This is a genomic window from Bacillota bacterium, assembly GCA_018818595.1.
GTDB lineage: Bacteria > Bacillota_I > Bacilli_A > Izemoplasmatales > Hujiaoplasmataceae > JAHIRM01.
Genome location: JAHIRM010000013.1, coordinates 65,029 through 85,234, shown reverse-complemented (window position 1 = coordinate 85,234; position 20,206 = coordinate 65,029). Strand labels below are relative to the sequence as shown.

Here is a 20,206-nt window from a genome sequence, read left to right as displayed (position 1 = left end):
AATATTGGCATTATTGTTTATAATACCACAAATATGAAAATTAGTAAATTTTTTTTTTGTTTTTTCTGGTTGTGGTATAATGGTTATGGTGATTTTATGAGTTTAGATGGAAGATTTCTATATTTTTTGACAGAAGAATTAAATCATTCTTTAAATGGTGGAAGAATTCAAAAAATATATCAGTTGACTAAAACTGATTTTTTACTCTTGATTCGAGCAGGAGGACAAAATTATCAATTAAACATTTCTTTATCTACTTCTCTTGCAAGAATTCATTTAACTAAATTTTTTGTTGACCGACCAGATTCCCCCACAGGCTTTTGTATGTTATTAAGAAAGTATCTTGAAGGTGGGTTTATTAAAAATATATCGTTGATTAATTCTGATAGAATTATTCAAATATTAATAGAGAATCAAAATGAAATAGGAGAAACATTAGAGTATCATCTTATTATGGAAATTATGGGTAGATATGCTAATCTAATTGTTACCGATGCTAATAGCATAATCATTGATTCTTATAAACACATTAGTCCTTTTGAAGAAAAAGAAAGAACTATTTTGAAAGGAGTACATTATCCCATTCCTCAAGACGATAAAATGGATCCTCTTGATATCGAATCAATAAAAGATTACTTTGAATCGCACTCTGATTTTACTTATAAAGATCTCATTAATAACTTTAGAGGGTTTTCGCCTCTTTTATCTAAGTACTTTATACAATCATTAAGCACACAAGAAATTTCTCCATTTGAACTCTTCCTTTCTTTTTCTAAAGAGCCAATTAATCCTACTTTATATTTATGTGAACCAACTCATAAATTTTATTATTTTGATGTATTTAATCTTGGAAAAAAACAATATTTTTCTACTTTGTCAGAACTATTAGATGAGTATTTCCACGAAACAAGCAAAATCGAACAAATGAAACAAGTTTCTAAAAACATTTTTCAGTTTGTGAAAAAAGAATTAGAAAAGAATATTTCAAAACTTGAAAAATTGTATTTGGAGCTAGAATCAGCTAAAAACAGTGAAGCATTTCGAATGAAAGGCGCATTGATTATTCAAAATCAACACTCTTTTAAAAAAGGGGATGCCTCTTTTAAAACCTTTAATTATGAAACCAACGAAGAATTAATTATCGAATTAGACCGATTATTATCCCCGATTCAAAATGCGAATCATTATTTTAAAAAATACAAAAAAAGTAAAACAGCTATTCACTATATCGAAAAACAAATTCAACTTACAATAAAACAAATAAACTATTTTGATTTGTTAACTTCTCAAATTGAGACGGCTTCCTTAAATGATTTAGACGAAATCTCGCTTGAATTAATATCACAAGGTTTTATAAAGGCAAAAGGTAAAAAAGTAAAAAAAGGAATTCCAAATTATGATACCTACATTGATATAGCAAGCACAACCATTCTAGTTGGAAAAAACAATCTCCAAAATGAATATTTAACTCACAAAATTGCAAAAAATAATGAATGGTGGTTTCATACAAAGGAAGCTCATGGGGCTCACGTAATTGTTAGAAGTTCTGAAGATTTAACTGAAACGACGATTAGAAGTGCAGCGAATTTAGCTGCCTATTATTCAAAATCTAGATTTTCTTCAAGTGTTCCAGTTGATTATACTTTAGTGAAATACGTAAAGAAAATACCTGGAGAAATGGGTTGTTTTGTTCATTACAGTAATCAAAAAACAATTTATATTGATCCTGATAAAGATTTAATTTTAACGCTTAAAAAAGTAAAACATTAAAAAAACGGCTGATAGCCGTTTTTTTTATTTCTCTTTAATTTCTTTTTTTATCATTTTAATAAATTCATCAATTGAAACAGTAACTTGATCTGTTTGTCCATATTTTCGATACGTTACGAGTTGATCATTTACTTCTTGATCTCCAATTACGATTTGATAAGGAATTTTTTTGGTTTGTGCTTCTCTTATTTTATACCCCAATTTTTCATCCCTAAAATCTTTTTCAACTCGAATATCTTCGTCCATAAGTCGTTTTACTAACGTATCTGAATAAGCTTCATGATACATCAAGTTTACAGGAATAACTTTTACCTGAACTGGTGCTAACCATGTTGGAAATGCTCCAGCATAATGCTCTATTAAAATCCCTATAAAACGTTCAATTGAGCCAAATAAAGCTCTATGAAGCATAACGGGTCTTTGTTTTTCTCCAAAATGATCGATATAAGCTAAATCAAATCTCTCTGGCAAATTCATATCAAGTTGAATCGTACCACATTGCCAGATTCGATTCATGGAATCGCGAAGTTTAAAATCCAATTTAGGCCCATAAAATGCACCATCTCCTGGATTTACTTTATAATCTTTATTCAAAGATTTGAGTGCATCCGCTAAAGCTTTTTCTGCTTTATCCCACGTCTCAATCTTACCAATAAATTTGTCTTTTGGTCTAGTTGAAAGTTCAATATGGTAATCTAAATGAAAAACACTGTATACATATTCAAATAATTTTACAAGGTTTGCGACTTCGGTTACAATTTGGTCTTCTGTCATAAATATATGTGCATCATCTTGAGTAAAATTCCGAACCCGAAACAATCCATTTAAAGCTCCACTTGCTTCGTGGCGATGTACAAGACCTAGTTCTCCAACTTTTAAAGGGAAATCCTTGTAGGAATGGATATCTCTTTTATAAACCAACATTCCACCTGGGCAATTCATAGGCTTAATGGCATATTCTTGATCATCAATTTCAGAAATATACATATTTTCTCTATAGTTTTCCCAATGTCCTGAAATAACCCATAAATCTTTATTTAGTAAAATGGGGGTTTGAATTAATTTATACCCTTCTTTTATGTGTACTTTATACCAAAAATCTTCTAATTCACGTCGTAAAATCATTCCATTTGGTAGCCAAAATGGAAATCCAGGGCCAAATTCGCTTAACATAAATAAGTCGAGTTCTTTCCCTAATTTCCGATGATCTCTTTTTTTTCTTTCTTCTAATAACTCTAAATGTTCTTCTAGTTCTTGAGGACGAAAGAAAGCTGTTCCATAAACCCGAGTTAATTGTTTGTTTTTTGAGTCTCCTCGCCAATAAGCGCCAGCAAGACTTAATAATTTAAAATTTTTAATCCATTTTGTACTTGGAAGATGAGGCCCTCTACATAAGTCTGTAAAATGTGATTGAGAATAAACAGAAATAATTTCAGATTCAGGCAAGTCACGGATTAATTCAAGTTTGTATTCATCGTTTTTAAAAAAAAGTAGTGCTTCTTGTTTTGAAAGTTCTCTTCTTTCAATTAATTGATTTTGACTTGCAAGTTTTTGCATAGCCTTCTCAATTTTTGGTAAATCAGATTCTGTTAAAATATCTTCTCCTAAATCGATGTCATAATAAAAGCCTTCTTCGATATTTGGACCAACCCCAAATTTTGCGTGTGGATACAAAGAAACAACTGCTTCTGCTAATAAATGAGCTGTAGAATGGCGCAAAACTTCTAATGCATTGGCATCCTCGTCTGTAATTAATTCTAAAGTAGCATCTTGAAAAATAGGGCGATTTAAATCGATAAATTCCCCATTAACTTTTGCGACAATACATTTCTTTTTGAGAGACGATGAAATAGAAGATGCAATGTCTTCTGAAGTTGTTCCTTTCACAAATTCTTTTACTGAATCATCTTTAAATTTAATCTTAATCATATTATCCTTGTATAATCAAAACGTCTTTATAAGATGGTTTGATTATTCCCTTCTTTATATTTTTTGTTTCTTTAATGATTTTGTTTTATAATCTAATTAGGCACTCCTTAAAATACAAAAATCGTCCTAAAAAAGGACGATTTAACTCGCGGTACCACCTTTGTTCTAGATAAATCTAGCACTCTATTCCTTTAACGTTGGATAACGGGACTTTTTCAAAAGCCTACTCCAAGGTGGTAATCATTACATGCCACAATTGATAGCTTACACCAACCTATCATCGCTTCTTTGGGTATAGTAATAATCATGTCCTCTTCAAAGTATTTCATCTTACATACTATTATATAACATCAAACTTGTTTGTCAAGATAAGTGTGTAGGTTTTTCTGAAATTTCAAATTCAATGGATAGTTCTTTAATACGTTCATAAATTCGAGATGATTTTGTTTTCTCAATGATGGAATTATCATTTTGCATCGCTTCAAGTAACACTTTCATTTTTAAATTGGAAGAAAAGAACGTTGGAAGTTCGTCTAGAACCCGGTGTTGTAAAATCGGTCCTAACACTTCATCTCTGATAAATTGACTTGGTGCTTCTCCACCTATGTCATCTAAAAATAAGATGTCAACTCGTTTCAATCTCTCAATTTTATCTTCTAAATCTCCTGATCCAATGGACGATTTTAATTCTCTTACTAAATCAGGATAGTATGCAAAAATGATTTCATATCCCAGTTTTGCAAGTTCATTGGCCATAGCTGCTAAAATATATGTTTTCCCTGAACCAAATATCCCTGACAAATACATCCCTTTCATAGGATGATCTCTTGAGTATTCTTTTAGAAAACGAATTATATAATTGTGAATCTCTTTTCGTTCTTTGCCAACTAAGTCAAAATCACTAAAATCAGCGTTAAACACTTTTCTTGGAACATACATTGAATCGATTTTAAGTTTTGAATCATCAGAAGTATTATACTTGCACTTCGTAAATTCTAAGATAACGTCATTTTGATAATATCTTAATGTAGGTGTCATCCCTGTTGTTATCAATTTACAATCATAAAGTCCCGTGCATTGATTACAAATATCTTTTGATTCTTTAAAAGAAAGCAGATTATTAATTCCAGAGGAAATGGTCTCGTGTTTCAAGTCATGTTTCATGACAAAATTTCGAATAATTGGATCTTCAAGTAAACGATCAATCATATCGTCAGATGTTTTTTTGCCTGGATAGTTATGCAAATATTCATTGATTTTTTTCATAACTTTTCACCTCTTTTTACTTAATGGTTTTCATATAATCTTCAAGCCAATCCACTTCTATATCTGGGCGATTATTTTTGGTTGTTTTCTTGTATTTTGATTCTGAAGCAGTTCCATTTTTGCGTTTCTCTGCTTCACTTGCTAAATGTCTAACGTAGTCAATTGCTAATTCAACGGTATCAATTTGATTTCGCTTCCAATTTTGACCTACTTTTTGAAAATAATCATAGGTAGGTAAAACTCCATCTTTAATTTTGGCAATATAAGCAAGTAATACATTAACAACACCTTTATCAAGTCCTACTTCTTCAATTAATCGTTCCACAATTCTTAAATCAGCAGTGGATACCATTCCTTCGCCCATTTCTTTTAACAATGCTCTTGGCGAAACAATTTTAAAGTATTCAGCTGGGTCACTCGGTATATTTCTGATTTCAGGCTCTACCGCTTTTTCACTTGCTTTTTCGATATTGGTTGAAAGAATTTGATATTGTTCTCTTGCCTCAACGGCTAATCTGTTGAGATTGATTTCTTTGTTTTTATCTATGGATTTAATAAATACTTCTTTCATATCAAGTTCATCGAGTCCATAAATATAAGCAAGATTGTTAATCTTTTCTTTGATAGCATCTGAAATATCTTGAACTTGAAAAAACGATTCTGGAATATTATCTTTAAATAATCTCCAATCAAATTCACTTAGGTTCACTTTAATGGAATTTCCTTTTTTACCAGACATTAGCTGATTTTCATTTAAAGGATCTTCTTGGTGAATGGAAGCAAACACTTCATTAAACGCTTTTGATATTTTAAAATATTGTTTTTTATTTGGTAATTTAAGTTTAAAGATTTCAATTAATTTTTTAAAACGATCATTGGTAATAGCTGCAATTAGATATTGCCCTAATACTCCATCATTTACAAAGCTTTGTGCAGAAAGAGGAAGCTTAATTTCATATATAAATTGGTCATTTAAATAGTATGAATTTAAAAGACCTATGGCTTCTAATTTATATCTATTTTTTTCGATAATATCAAGTTTTATATTCAATAAAGATTCTAAATCACAATGTAAGTACGTGGAAGAACAAAGGTTTTGACGATCTAGCAAACTTAAAAGTGTCATATACAATACATAAGCTTGAGCTCCAATGATTGGTTGATAAAATAGAGAAAGAATTTGGTAATCCGCCGCAGAAATATTTCCTTTTGTATAAGTGATAAATGGATCATTTCTTCTAATGCCGTCCAAGTAAGTTCCTCCTTATGGGTGTAAAGAAACACCTTTAAATTTCAAAACTGAATCTAAAAACTTGTAAAACTGAATCGCTCTTTTTTTAGGTCTGCTAAGACCGATAAAACTAAAATAATTTATTTTAAAATCGACACTTGTTTCAATCGGGGATAGCTGTATAACTGTAACAATACAATCATATCCATTTCCAAGCAAGTAGACTTCTCCGTGATGTTCATTTACATCACGAACTTGAAGGATTTCTCTGTTAGCTAGTTCTTCCAACGCTTCAAAACATTGTTTAAAGCTGTTTCGATAATATCTTGTTCGTAATTGTCCGTTTTGATGAAGTTCTCTTGTTTCACAGGATGTCGAAAAAAAATCTGCAATTGCCATATTATTCACTCCTTAATTTCTTCAATATTTGATCAAATTGATTTTTTGAATCTGTTACTTCTTTAAAATTATCAATCACAAAATCAGCTAAATCTCTTTTCTTTTCTAAAGGCATTTGTGAATTTATTTTTTTAAGAGCGAAAGCAAAATCAATATGATCTCTTTTCATAAGCCGCTCAATTTGTGTTTTTCGATTCACATAAACACAAATAGTGTCATTACAAAGATTAACAAAATCGGTTTCAAATAATAAAGGCACAACTACTACAACCATTTTTATGGATTTAGATTGAAAGTGTTGTAATTTCAAAATGATTTCATGTTTAATCAAAGGATGAGTAAGTTGATTTAATTTTTCCAAATCAGCTTCGTTTTGAAAAACTTTTTCGCTTAAAATAGGCCAATTAATGGTCAAATCACTTTTTAAAATTTCTTTTCCAAATGTATCTATAATTTTATTATACAATACTTCGTTTGGTTTTGATAGTTCTTTATAGACTAAATCCGAATCAATGACGGGTATACTTGCTTCTTTAAACCAATTGGCTACGGTTGATTTCCCTGAAGCAATGCCTCCTGTTAATCCTATTACTTTCATTGTATCACTCACTTTTTATTTGGCAAGTCGGACAAAAATAGGTACCTCTTCCACCAACTTTTATTTTCACTATTTCCTGAGAGCATACTTTACAGGACTTTCCCTTTAACGTATGAACATTCAATTCGTTTTGAAATCTTCCAGAAACTCCTAAACTAGACACATAACTTCTAATCGTTGTCCCTCCAAGTAAAATAGCCTTATTTAAAACAATTGGAGTTTGGACTATTAATTGTGAAATATCGAAATCGTTTAAGTTTTTACCTTGGGTTTTGGGGTGAATTTTCGATAAAAATAACACTTCATCTACGTAAATATTTCCAAGTCCACAAACAATGGTTTGATCCAATAATAAACTTTTTATCGGCCTTGAAGAATTATGGATTTTATTTTTTAAATATTCACTTGTAAATTCTAATTCAAAAGGTTCAATTCCTAATGTTGAAACTCCTTTTGCGGATAGTTCTTCACCGATTGCTTTGAGTTCCATCGTTCCAAATTTTCTCACATCATGGTATCTTAACGTTAAGCCATCTGTGAATTCAAAAATAATATGCTCGTGTTTTTCAAAAGGATCTGTCTTTGGTTTAAGAAAATATTTCCCTTCCATTCTTAAATGCGATACCAGCGTAATATGATTAAAGATAAAAAACAAATATTTTCCGTATCGTTTTATATCAATAAGTGTTTCTCCAATTAGTTTTTTCTTAAATTCTTCTTCGCTACTGTTTGTAATGATTTTATCATAAAATACAAAAATGTTATGAATCGTTTTGTTTAAAATTTGAAGTTTGAGCGTTTCCTTGATTGTTTCGACTTCTGGTAATTCAGGCATGTCATTTCACCTCAAATAAATTGGTGCCAAAACTTGAATCAATCACTAGTGGAAATGAAAAGGTTACAGCGTGTTCCATTTTATCTTTTATTAACAATTCAATCTGATCTTTTTCTGATTCTGGTACTGAAAAAACGAGTTCATCATGAATTTGTAATAACAATTTTGTTTTTAATTTTTTTTCTTCAAGAGCGCCTTGAATGGAAACCATGGCTATTTTAAGAATATCTGCAGCACTTCCTTGAATAGGCGCGTTCATTGCCATTCGTTTCCCAAATTCACGCATTTGATAATTGCTAGAGTTGACTTCAGGAATATATCTTCTTCTTTGAAACATGGTTAAGACATATCCTTTTGTTTTTGCATCTTCGATTTGCTTATCCATAAAACCTTTAATTTCTGGATAATTATCAAAATAATTTTGAATAAATCTTTCTGCATGTTTGGGAGAAATTTGCAAATCTTCTGAAAGTCCCCAAGCTGTCTTTCCGTAAATAATTCCAAAATTGATTGCTTTGGCTTGTCTTCTTTCTAAAGAAGATACTTCCTCTTTTTTTAAAATTAACTTTGCAGTTGATGAATGGATGTCTTCTTGATTCCTAAAAGCTTCTTTTAACTTAGTTACATCAGCCATTTCTGCTAACACACGAAGTTCAATTTGTGAATAATCACAAGAATATAGCAAACATCCTTCTTCTGATACAAATACTTTGCGAAGTTCTTTTCCATCTTCTGTTTTAATTGGAATGTTTTGTAAATTAGGTTCGATAGAAGATAAGCGTCCAGTTTGAGTCAATGCTTGTTTGTATATGGTATGAATTCTAGAATCGTTTTTTAGTGTAAGGGCTGTTTTAAAGCCTTCATAGTATGTGGAATACAGTTTTGTTAAACTTCTATACTCTATCAAATATGCAATAATTGGATGAAAATCCATTAATTGTTTTAATACAGATATATCGGTTGAGTACCCTGTCTTATTCTTTTTTTGATAAGGTAATTCTAATTTTTCAAATAAAACTACCCCTAGTTGTTTAGGACTATTTATATTAAATTCTTCATCACTCAACTCATAAATGTTTTTTTCTAAATCTTGAATTCTTGAATGTAAGTTTTCTCCAAATTCAGATAGTTTTTCTTGATCAATTAAAATTCCTCTATGTTCCATGATTGCCAAAGTATTCGCAAGAGGCATTTCGATTTGTTTTAAAAGATTTAGTTGTCCAAATTGTTCTATTTTTTCAATAATTTCTTTTCTCAAAGAAAAAATGGCTTTTACTTTATTTAGTATATGAGGTATAACAACTTCACTATCAGGAATACAGAATTTAGAACCTTTTCCATATATCTCTTCATCGTATTGAATGTCTTGATAATCAAAGCCAGTCACAATAACTTTGAAGTCTTCTTTTGTAAAATTAGGATTGATTAAATAAGCAGCTAACAATAAATCAAATTCTACTCCTTCAATATCAAACCCATCCCATAGTAAAACTACTTTTAACTGTTTCAGGTCAAAAGTATGTTTTTTTTGTTTGGGATCTTTTAACCAGTTTTGAAAAGGCACCGATTCCTTTAGAAGAACGTAAGGAATATAATACAAGCCTTTGGCACTTTGTAGCCCAAAGCCAATTTTGTCTGCACTATGATAGTTAGATCCCATTAATTCAAGATGAATACTCATAGGAGATGTTAATATGGACTGTATTTCAGAAGCATTGTAAATAACTTTATAAGGAGAGTGCTTTTTGGGAACAGTCAAGTTCATTCGTTTTAAGAAAGAATGAAATTCCATTTTTTGAAAAAATGAAATTAATTTATCTTGATCAAATCCAGTGTATTCAAATGTATCGATTTCTAATTCATTATCAAAATCTTGTTCAATCGTTGCTAATTTTTTAGAAAAGAGTGCTTGTTCTTGATAAGTAACGACTTTTTCTTTTAATTTGCCTTTTAATTCTTCTGAATGTTCAATGACATTTTCAAGTGTTTCATATTCTTGCAATAATTTTACGGCTGTTTTGTCTCCTATCCCTGGAATTCCTGGGATATTATCAGAAGGATCTCCGACCAATCCTTTGTAATCGGTCATTTGATAGGGATGAATTCCAAGTTTTTCAATCATATACCTAGGAGTGTAAACTTCTGTTTCACTGAGTCCTCGTTTTGAAATCATTTGACTAACGTTTTCATCGATTAATTGCAATAAGTCGTGGTCATTGCTCATAATAACAATTTCATCAAAAAAGGCTTTTTGATGTTTTACAAGATATCCAATAATATCATCTGCTTCATAACGATCTTTTTCATATCTGCTGATTCCTTGAACGTCTAAATACTCTTTCATATATGGAAATTGCATAATCAACTCAGAGGGTGTTTCTTTTCTTTTTCCTTTGTACTCTTCAAACAGTTCATGGCGAATTGTTTTTTCTTTTGTATCTAATGCAACGAGAATATGTGTAAAATCCATTTTTATGATTGATTGAATGGCATTAATAAAACCATAGATTCCATTGGTATAGATTCCTTGTGAATTTTGCATTAAATTTCCCATTGCTGCTGTAGCATAATAGGATCGAAACAAGAGATTATTTCCGTCAATTAGTAATAATTTTTTCACAAATCCACCCCACAATATCAATTAATTCTAACACAAAAGGAAAAAAAATGCACAAGAGAATGTGCATTTTGTAAATTGGTTTTAATTCTTTTTCACTGAATTTCTTTTTTCAACGAGTAACAACCCTTTTAAAATCAATAATTCATCTATTATCATTTTTTCAAGGCAATGAGGATATATCAGTTTTGCATGTCCCCCTGTAATGACAACCAATAGATTTGGATTGTTAACTTTATTCTTGATTCGTAAAATCATTCCATCAATCATGGATGCGTGTCCATAGATTAATCCAGATTTTATACAATCGCTTGAGGTAGTCCCAAGTAATTTAGTTGGCGCTTCTAACTCCACTTGTGGCAGTAAAGATGTTTTCGTAATGAGAGCATTTCTACTAGTTGTAAGGCCCGGTGCAATAATTACGCCTTTTAAATTACAGTTTTCAACGTAAGTAAAAGTCGTCGCTGTTCCTAAATCGATTATAAGACAAGTTGGATTGTAAAGTTCGGTTGCTGCAACAGCATTCGCAATCAAATCGCCTCCCACTTCTTTTGGGTTATCGGAATTGATTTTGATCCCAGTTTTTACTCCCATTCCTAAAAAAATAGGAATAATTCCAAAACGTCGAAAAAAGTAGTCTTTAAAAACATCATTTAATTCTGGAACTACCGAAGAAATCACGGCTTTATCTACCGATTCAAATAGTTCATTTAGAATTAACGCATATTCATCTGAAGATTTTGATTTTTCGGTATTAATGCGATAAACTTTGTCGATTTTATCCCCAGTTAAAGAAATACTTAATGCGATAGATGAATTACCAATATCAATTAAAGCTAGCATTATTCTTCACCTGTCTCCATATTATTTGTATCTAGCAAACGAAAAGCAATTAATCTATCCGCAATAATAGATCCAATGGATGCAGCTAAAAGTGCTTCAATGAGACTATTCGAAATTAGTATTCCAAAAATTAACTTTATTGATGCGCTTAAAGAAGAAGAATCAGAAATAAAAGCTAAAACTTCTGAACCAACGATTGAGCCCATATTTGCGTTCCCAAGAATAATTGGAAATGCTGTTACAAGCATTGGTAGTACTAAAAGTGAATGAATCATTGACAGAATAAAGAAACTGACAACTAGTGCTACAAAGCGGATGCGAATCACTTTTAAGAAAAAACGATAAATATCATAGATAACTAACCCAAAAATAAATCTTGGTAAAACCGAAACCCAAGGAAAGATAAACAAATAATCAAACCCTGCACTAGTTGCTCCTCTTATCATAGAAACAACTCCAAATGCAAGTCCTAACCAAATTGCGCTTTTTCTCCCTAGCAATACTCCTCCAATTAAAACAGGAATTGGAATGATTGTATAACTAATAAGCCCTATGGTTATAAATCCTAAATTTGGGATAAATCCCATGATGGCAATGATTGCGATAAACATTGCTAAAATCGTCATTTCACGAATCTTTTGTTTGTTGCTTTTAATTACTTTTGTTTTCATTTTTTTCCCTTTCCAAGCCACTTAAGTGGTCTCATAAGTTATTTATTTTAAAAGGCTAAACGTTTTTCTTAATTTCTTCAACCTTATTAAAATCAAGTTCTTTAAGCATTGCTAAAATAATTTTTTTCACCGCTTCGTAATCATCAATATGAATCATAGAAGTCGTTGAATGAATGTATCGAGCGGGCATTCCTATGGTACATACTAAGACCCCGTCTCCAGATAATTGAACTTCTGCAGCATCTGTTCCACCCATAGATTTGTAATATTGAAAAGGAATGTCATGTTTTTTTGCAGTTTCTTCAATAAATTGTTTCATTCCTTGATGCATAATACATCTAGGATCATAAAAACGAATCATGAATCCTTTTCCTAATGATCCTCCTACTTCTGAGTCTTCAAATGTGTCAGAACAAGGGGAACAATCTACTGCGATAAATAAATCTGGTTTTATCATATAAGATGATGTTTTAGCTCCTCTTAGGCCTACTTCTTCTTGAACATTCGCTCCAGCATATAATTGACAAGGAATATCATCTTTATTTACCGTTTCAAGGATGTCAATAGCCATTGCAGTCCCAAATCGGTCATCCCAAGCTTTTGAGAAGATTTTTTTACCATCTTTTGTTACTTTGTAGTTGTTTTCAAAAACAATTTGTTGCCCAATTTTTACGCCTAAATCAATCGCATGCTTTTTAGAATCTGCGCCAATATCCAATAAAAAGTCCTCGAAACTGCTTACTTGTTTGGAAGTATCGTCTCTTAATAAATGTGGTGGTTTTGCTCCAACAACTCCAGGGCAAAATGATCCATCATCCAGTACGATATTCATATGTTGAGAAAGTGCAACTGGTGCATTAATTGACCCAATTGGAATCATTTTAATGAACCCTTTATCCGTAATATTTGTCACCATGGCTCCCACTTCGTCCATATGACCAGCAATCATAATTTTGGGACCATATTTCGATTCATTTATACTTCCAAAGACAGAACCGATTTTGTCTTGATAAATTGTTTCACTTACTTTTTCTAACCGATTTTTAACGTATTTTCTTATATACTTCTCGTGACTTGCGACTCCAGGAAGATCAACTAATTCTCGGTACATTTCTTTCATCATGATAACTCCTTTTCATATGTAACTTGTATATAATATATTGGCTTTCCCATTTCAACAAATTTCATCTCAAATTCTGTTTGAATGTTAAACAAATTCTTCTCATGATACAAATCTAAACTGATTAATATAATGTTAAAATCTGGATCTTCATTAAATTTCATCATCGAATATTCAAACAAAGAATAGTTATCTGATTTAAAGAAAATTAAAGAATTATTTGTTAAAATTTGTTTGTATTTTACAAGAAATAAAGGATTGGTTAATCGTTTTTTCTCTTTTCGTTTTTTTGGCCAAGGGTCAGAGAAATTTAAGTAAATTCTTGACACTTCGTCTTTAGCAAAATACATATCTATTTTTTCTGCGTCTACTTGAAGTAACAATAGATTTGGTAATGGAAAAGTTAAAACCTTTTCTAAAACTCTTATAATAACAGAATCATATTTTTCAATGGCAATAAAATTAATGTTTGGAAACATTTTAGCCATTTCAATAATAAATTGGCCTTTCCCACAACCAATTTCAATATAAATTGGTTGATTTTTAAAAAATCGTTCTTGCCATTTCCCTTTTTGATTTTCAGGATCTAATATCATAAATTCTGGATGTTCATTAATAAAGGAACTTGCATATTGAATTTTTCTTAAACGCATACCTTATTAAACTCCAGCTAATTTTTCAATGCTTTCAGCATAGATAGCTGCAGCAATTAACATATCTTCTATTATTAAATACTCATTAGGTTGATGTGCTAAATCTTCGTTTTTAGGAAAGTTAGGTCCAAAAGCAACTGCTTTTTTTAACCTTCTTGCATAGGTTCCTCCACCAATTGTCAGCATTGGTGTTTCAAAATCATTCGTATATTTTTGATAAGCGTTATATAACGTAATGATTAAAGGATCTTTTGGAGAGACATAATGAAAAGGAGAGTTTTCATGAGCAAGATACTTTAGGTTAAAATATTTTGCGCTCTTTTCAATTAAGTTTGTCATTGTTTGGAAATGAATTCCTTTGGGATAACGAATGTTGCAACCTATTTTAAATGAATTGTTTTTATATTGAATCAAAGCAGTATTAATGGTTAATTCTTTCATTTCTTCGTCAAAATGATTTATGCCAAGCTTGGCACCTAAATGATCAAAAAGTAAATACTTATTGATATATTGAATCAAAGCACTTTGGGTATGATTTTTAAGAAAATTACTCATAAGGAAAATCGCATTGACTCCTAAATGTGGCCAAGCAGCATGAGCGTTTTTCCCATAGATTGTATAAGTGTTTCCTACAGTTTCTCCTTGATAATTGTGTTGTAATAAATATGATTTAAATTCAAGTTCCATATTTCTTTTCAGCACAACTTGGCACATATCGGGTACAATATTATATCGTTCTCCAGCAGACATTGATTCGATTAAATCATCATTTTCAATTCCTTCAACATCAAAACTGAAAATACCCTTTTCTCCATAAATTAATGGAAAATCTGCATCAGGAGCAAACCCGATATCAGGCATTTGTTCGTGTTCTAAATACGTATTAATTCCTCTCATACCTGATTCTTCATCACAGCCTAAGATTAACCTGACTTTTTTATTTAATGTAATTTTTTGATCTTTAATCATTCTCATTGCAATATAAGCTGCGATTGTAGGTCCTTTATCATCCATTGCTCCGCGAGCGATAATTTTACCGTCTTTTACAGTCGCACTAAAGGGAGGTACGTCCCACTTCCCACCTGCTGGGACAACATCTAAATGACCGAGAATTCCTAAAACTTCTTTTCCTTCTCCCATTTCAATGTGACCAGCATAATGATAAACGTCTTTTGTAGTAAATCCATCAATTTCTGCCATTGTTAGCATATAATCCAATGCCTTTCTAATCAAAATTCCAAAAGGCGCTTCTAAATTATTTGGTTCAAATTTTTCTAGTACTGTTGGTATTTGTAACAAAATTCTTGTTTTTTCAATAAATTCTTCTTCGTATGTTTTTGCGATTTTTAACCAGTCCATATACTCAACTCCTCACCTATACTATTCTATCACATGAAGCCTCATTTGCAAACACTAAGAATGGAAAAGCTTTATGTTGAATTTCTGTCAAGATACTCTAGAAGTATTTGACAATTTGCTTTTAAAACGTATAATAAGAATAAGGTGTAAAATCAAAAACAATCCATATTAGAGCCTTTCATCTAAGGAGTACATATATATGATACGAAAAATTGTAATGAAGAACTTAACTTGTTCAAATTGCATTGCTAAAGTCGAAAGAAGAACTTCAAGACTTCCATATGTAAATAGTGCAAGTTTTAATTATGCAAACCAAATTTTAATGGTCGATTTTAAAGAAGACTATAATGAAGATAAAGCACTAAAAGATATAAAAAGTATCGTTGATTTATTAGAAGATAACATCATTACACATTATTTTGAACAGAAAATTCAAATTAAAAAACCGAACTTTTTAAAAGAATATCTTTTGGTACTTATCGGAATGATTATCATTCTTTTCGCTTTCTTCTCCTACCGAGTTTTTCCTTTAATAAATAAGATACTGGATACAAATTATCTTTCTCTTGATGATTTAACTATCACGATTCTTTATTGGATTGGATACTCTTTTTTAATTTCTAAATTAGTTGTTTTACAAATGAAAGGAATTCGAAATTTTAATATTTTAAATGAAAACACTTTAATGATTATTGCTACCTTTGCCGCAATGTTTATTGGTAAATTTGAAGAAAGCATTGCAGTTGTTATTCTCTATTCTATTGGAGAACATCTTCAATCTAGAGCTGTTCAAAAATCAAAAAATGAGATTTCTTCCTTAATGAATATTAAAGTAGAATACGCGAATGTTTTAATCGATAATAAGATTATTGTTAAAGATCCCTTGCAAATCAAAATAGGCGATATTCTAGTGATTAAAAATGGGGAAAGAATTCCAGTTGATGGAGAAGTCATTCTTGGTTCTTCGAGTTTAAACACAAGTGAACTTACTGGAGAAACCAAATTAAAAAGAGTTGATGTTGGTTCTGAAATCTTAAGTGGAAATATAAACGTTGGTAACGTCATTCATATAAAAGCAATGAAAGAATATAATGATTCTACTCTTGCAAAGATTATTGATTTAATTGAAAATTCCACAAACAATAAGTCAAAACCTGAAATGTTCATCACAAAATTCGCTAGGATATACACTCCAATTGTTGTAGGCTTAGCATCTTTGCTAGTAATATACGGACTAATTTTTGACCCCACTCATGTATCTACAGACACTGGATATATTTACAGAGCAGCTATTTTCTTAGTCATTTCTTGCCCTTGTTCTTTGGTATTATCTGTTCCATTATCTTATTATGCAGGAATTGGCTCTGCGGCCAAAAATGGTATATTATTTAAAGGTTCTACTTATTTACATACCTTAACCGATGTCCAAACAATTGCTTTGGATAAAACAGGCACTTTAACCTATGGGTCATTCTTTGTACAAGAGTTTACAGATGAAGAAACCTTAAGAGTTGCCGCTTCAATTGAACGATTTTCAAATCATCCTATTGCGGAAGCAATAGTAGATTATAATAAAAAACCAATCTACGATGTAAAGCACGTGGAAGAAGTTCCTGGTTATGGAATAAAAGGTCGAATTGGAAAAGTTCCATTACTTGCAGGAAGTAGACGCTTTTTAGAAAACAATAATATCGTAGTAAAAGATGAAAAACTACCCGTTGGATCCTATACATTTATTGCATTAGATGGAAAATATTTAGGCTATGTTGTTGTAAAAGACGAGCTAAAAGAAACTTCCATGGAGACCATTCGTTCTTTCACAAAGAAATACGACACAGTTATGCTAACAGGCGATAACGAAGAATCTGCAAAAGAGATTGCAAATAAATTAGGTGGAATTGAATATTACGCTGAATTATTACCAGAACAAAAATTAGAAAAATTCAATGCCATTCGAACCAACTCTGTAAGTCTTTTTGTTGGAGATGGTATCAATGACGCCCCTTTACTTAAAAATGCTGACATTGGCGTTTCTATGGGGTCTGCAAGCGATTTAGCAATTGAAGTCTCTGATATTATAATTATCAACAATGATATTCGTTTATTAGACAAAGCTATTCGTATTGCGAAGAAGACAAGAAGAATTGCAACCGAAAACATTGTATTCTCTATGTTGGTCAAATTAATTTTCTTAGTATTATCATCCATTGGATTTATGTGGATGTGGCTATCTATATTTGCCGATGTTGGAGTAGCTCTTTTATGTGTTTTAAACGCTTTAAGAATTATCTATCAAAAAAAATATCTTCACGTGTAAAGAATAAAAAAAATGGAGTTTATACTCCATTTTTTATTTGTGCGTAACTACTGCATATTTTTTCTTGCCTTTTCGAAGAATGGTATAGGTATTCCCTATGGCATTTGCTTTTATTACGACAAAATCTAGATTAGTTTCTTTTTCTCCATTAATGGTAATTGCTCCATTTTGTATAAATTCACGAGCTTGTCTTTTAGAAGAAGCTAAATCCACTTTCAGAAGTAAATCCACTAACAATTCTTCTTTAGAAGTTTCAAATGACAACAATTCTTTAAAACCCATTCGGATTTCTGAAACAGTTAAATCTTTAATTTCTCCACTAAATAAAGCTTCAGATATTTTCAAAGCTTCTTTATAAGCGTCATCTCCATGAACAAGAGTCGTTACTTCTTCTGCTAATTTTTTTTGAGCATTTCGAAGATGCGGATTTTTTTTAACCTCTAATTCTAATTCTTCAATGGTTTCTCTCGATAAAAATGAAAATTGTTTTAAGCGCATCAAAACATCATCATCTGCTGTATTAATCCAATATTGATAAAAATCATAAACTGAAGTTCGGGCAGAATCTAACCATACAGACCCTGACTCTGATTTCCCGAATTTCGTTCCATCCGCTTTGGTTACAAGAGGAAAGGTAAACCCATAGGCTTTGCTTTCAAACCCATGCATTTTGCGTATCAATTCTAGACCTGAAGTAATGTTTCCCCATTGATCTTGTCCGCCTATTTGCATATTACAGTTTTTGTTTGCAAATAAATACTCAAAATCCCATGCTTGTACAATTTGATATGCGAATTCCGTAAATGAGATACCGTTTTCTATTCTTGATTTCACCGAATCTTTACTCATCATATAGGATACATTGAAATGTTTTCCAATGTCTCTTAAAAATTCAATGGCATTTAAAGAAGAAATCCAATCATAATTATTTACCATAGACGCTGTTGGAAGCAAGTTTTTAACTTGCTTTAAGATTCCTTCGCCATTTTTCAGCGATTCTTCTATTGTTAACAATTGACGTTCTTGACTTTTAAAACTTGGATCTCCAATTAATCCAGTTCCTCCACCGATTAACAGGATTGGTTTATGCCCATAATCCATCAACCTTTTCGCAACTAAGTATGCTAAAAGATGCCCTACATGTAAACTATCTGCTGTTGGGTCAGCACCCAAATAGAATGTTAATTTTTCGTTATTTAATACGTTTTCTACATTTGGATCGGTTGTATCATATACTAATCCTCTCCATTTTAAATCTTCAAATAAGTTCATAGTCTCCACCCTTTCTAAAATAACTCTAAAATAAAAGAAAAATCGCCCCTTAATATAAAGGACGATTTAAACCGCGGTACCACCTTAATTCACCTAAGTGCACTTCAAAAGATAACGGATTTACCGTCTGTTTTCCAGAAACTCATAAGTGTATTTCAGTTCTAAAAAGATTTTGGTTTTCACCACCCACCAAATCTCTAATATGTATCTTAATAGATCTTACTTAGCTTACTCTTTGTTTTATTTAGTTGTATTTCGTTCAATAATGTTATGTGGCAATACATTAAATTTTACTTCAACAGAATCTCCATCGATTTCTCGTTTTAATAAAGCCATCGCTTTTGCGCCAATATCAATAATTGGGATATCTACACAAGATAATTTTGGTCTACAAAGAGATGCATATTTAGTGTTTTGGAATCCATAAACACTTATGTCTTTTGGAATATGTTTGCCTTTTTCAATCATAGTATTGATAAACGATACTGCGATAGAATCTCTTACGGCAATCACTCCATCAATTTGTTTACCTACATCTTTAAATAATTCATTGAAATGAACCGTGTTGACAATGATATCTCCGCTTGTGCGAATAATATTTGTATCTAAATTTGCTTCTTTGACTGCTTTTAAATATCCTTCTTCTTTTAAATCATTTACCATGTATTTTCTAGCTGTAGTCAAAAGATAGATGTTTTTTCTACCTGCTTGAATTAATCTACTTGTAATTTCATAAGCGGCTTTAAAGTAGTCAATACATACTGTAACTAGTTTATTATCATAAGGATATAGTGTGTTTGCTAATACAATTGGTACTTTGTATTCATCTTGAATGATATTTAGCATTGTATATTGTTGCTCATTAATTTCATCATTTAAATATAAGATTCCATCTACTTGACTTGCAACAACTTCTTTTAGCATTTCTGATTCTTCAAGTTTTTCATCTTTTAAAACATAAATCAACAGTGAATAATTATATTTGCGAGCTTCAACAGCAATTCCATTAAGCATTTCCGCGACCGATGCTCTCGACATGTCTGGCACAATCACAGCTACCGTTGTACTCTTCTTGCTTGCTAGACCTTTAGCGAAAGCATTGGGTTTGTATCCTAGTTCTTTAATGATGCGAAGCACTCTATCTCTTGTTTCTGGTTTAACCTTTTGTGGATTATTCAAGGTTCTTGAAACCGTTGCAAGCGATACATTTGCGGCATAAGCAACATTATAAATTGTAGCTTTATTCATAATGATCCCAACCCTTTCTTTTCTTTTGTCATATTTTACCATTAAAAACAAGTGGTTTCAATGGCTTTGACTTATTTT

Annotated in this window: 16 protein-coding genes and 2 other annotated features; of the genes, 2 read left to right on the top strand and 14 right to left on the bottom strand. The window is 31.2% G+C overall.

What is annotated here, in order from left to right:
- Positions 1–96: 96 nt before the first annotated feature.
- A complete protein-coding gene (locus KJ971_03070) occupies positions 97–1,770 on the top strand; it encodes an NFACT family protein (protein MBU1144826.1) in 1,674 nt (557 codons plus the stop codon).
- Positions 1,771–1,794: 24 nt separating this feature from the next.
- Here KJ971_03070 and thrS read toward each other — a convergent pair whose 3' ends face one another.
- The 12 genes from thrS to pepV form a co-directional block, all read right to left on the bottom strand.
- Complete coding sequence (gene thrS, locus KJ971_03065) at positions 1,795–3,699, bottom strand: threonine--tRNA ligase (protein MBU1144825.1); 1,905 nt, start codon at positions 3,697–3,699, stop codon at positions 1,795–1,797.
- Positions 3,700–3,828: 129 nt separating this feature from the next.
- Positions 3,829–4,027, bottom strand: a binding site (T-box leader).
- Between the two features lie 35 nt (positions 4,028–4,062).
- Positions 4,063–4,965 (bottom strand): primosomal protein DnaI, encoded by a 903-nt coding sequence (gene dnaI, locus KJ971_03060; GenBank protein MBU1144824.1) that lies wholly within the window; start codon positions 4,963–4,965, stop codon positions 4,063–4,065.
- Between the two features lie 16 nt (positions 4,966–4,981).
- Positions 4,982–6,217: a DnaD domain protein gene (locus tag KJ971_03055; GenBank protein ID MBU1144823.1), complete on the bottom strand. Its 1,236-nt coding sequence runs from the start codon at positions 6,215–6,217 to the stop codon at positions 4,982–4,984.
- Positions 6,218–6,229: 12 nt separating this feature from the next.
- Complete coding sequence (locus KJ971_03050) at positions 6,230–6,595, bottom strand: hypothetical protein (protein MBU1144822.1); 366 nt, start codon at positions 6,593–6,595, stop codon at positions 6,230–6,232.
- A 1-nt stretch (position 6,596) separates the two neighbouring features.
- A complete protein-coding gene (gene coaE / locus KJ971_03045; protein MBU1144821.1) occupies positions 6,597–7,193 on the bottom strand; it encodes a dephospho-CoA kinase in 597 nt (198 codons plus the stop codon).
- Between the two features lie 4 nt (positions 7,194–7,197).
- Positions 7,198–8,028, bottom strand: a complete 831-nt coding sequence (gene mutM, locus KJ971_03040) for a DNA-formamidopyrimidine glycosylase (protein ID MBU1144820.1) — start codon at positions 8,026–8,028, stop codon at positions 7,198–7,200.
- A 1-nt stretch (position 8,029) separates the two neighbouring features.
- Positions 8,030–10,648, bottom strand: a complete 2,619-nt coding sequence (gene polA, locus KJ971_03035) for a DNA polymerase I (GenBank protein ID MBU1144819.1) — start codon at positions 10,646–10,648, stop codon at positions 8,030–8,032.
- 81 nt (positions 10,649–10,729) lie between these two features.
- Entirely contained in the window at positions 10,730–11,488 is a 759-nt protein-coding gene (locus KJ971_03030) for a type III pantothenate kinase (protein MBU1144818.1), read from the bottom strand.
- Complete coding sequence (locus tag KJ971_03025) at positions 11,488–12,159, bottom strand: ECF transporter S component (GenBank protein ID MBU1144817.1); 672 nt, start codon at positions 12,157–12,159, stop codon at positions 11,488–11,490. The genes KJ971_03030 and KJ971_03025 overlap by 1 nt, the downstream gene beginning before the upstream one ends.
- A 55-nt stretch (positions 12,160–12,214) precedes the next feature.
- Positions 12,215–13,282: a M42 family metallopeptidase gene (locus KJ971_03020; GenBank protein ID MBU1144816.1), complete on the bottom strand. Its 1,068-nt coding sequence runs from the start codon at positions 13,280–13,282 to the stop codon at positions 12,215–12,217.
- Positions 13,279–13,932 carry a tRNA (guanosine(46)-N7)-methyltransferase TrmB gene (trmB, locus tag KJ971_03015; GenBank protein ID MBU1144815.1) on the bottom strand — a complete coding sequence of 218 codons (654 nt, stop codon included), beginning with the start codon at positions 13,930–13,932 and terminating at the stop codon, positions 13,279–13,281. Before trmB ends, KJ971_03020 begins: the two co-directional genes overlap by 4 nt.
- Positions 13,933–13,938: 6 nt before the next feature.
- Positions 13,939–15,291, bottom strand: coding sequence for a dipeptidase PepV (gene pepV / locus KJ971_03010; GenBank protein MBU1144814.1), 1,353 nt, complete (start codon positions 15,289–15,291; stop codon positions 13,939–13,941).
- A gap of 199 nt (positions 15,292–15,490) precedes the next feature.
- On the opposite strand from pepV, the gene cadA reads away from it, so the two are divergent.
- Complete coding sequence (gene cadA, locus KJ971_03005) at positions 15,491–17,608, top strand: cadmium-translocating P-type ATPase (protein MBU1144813.1); 2,118 nt, start codon at positions 15,491–15,493, stop codon at positions 17,606–17,608.
- A gap of 33 nt (positions 17,609–17,641) precedes the next feature.
- On the opposite strand, the gene KJ971_03000 is transcribed toward cadA, so the two are convergent.
- Positions 17,642–18,880: a tyrosine--tRNA ligase gene (locus KJ971_03000; protein ID MBU1144812.1), complete on the bottom strand. Its 1,239-nt coding sequence runs from the start codon at positions 18,878–18,880 to the stop codon at positions 17,642–17,644.
- A gap of 54 nt (positions 18,881–18,934) precedes the next feature.
- Positions 18,935–19,125: a binding site (T-box leader), on the bottom strand.
- Positions 19,121–20,128, bottom strand: coding sequence for a LacI family transcriptional regulator (locus KJ971_02995; protein MBU1144811.1), 1,008 nt, complete (start codon positions 20,126–20,128; stop codon positions 19,121–19,123). Its footprint overlaps the feature before it by 5 nt.
- Positions 20,129–20,206: the final 78 nt, after the last annotated feature.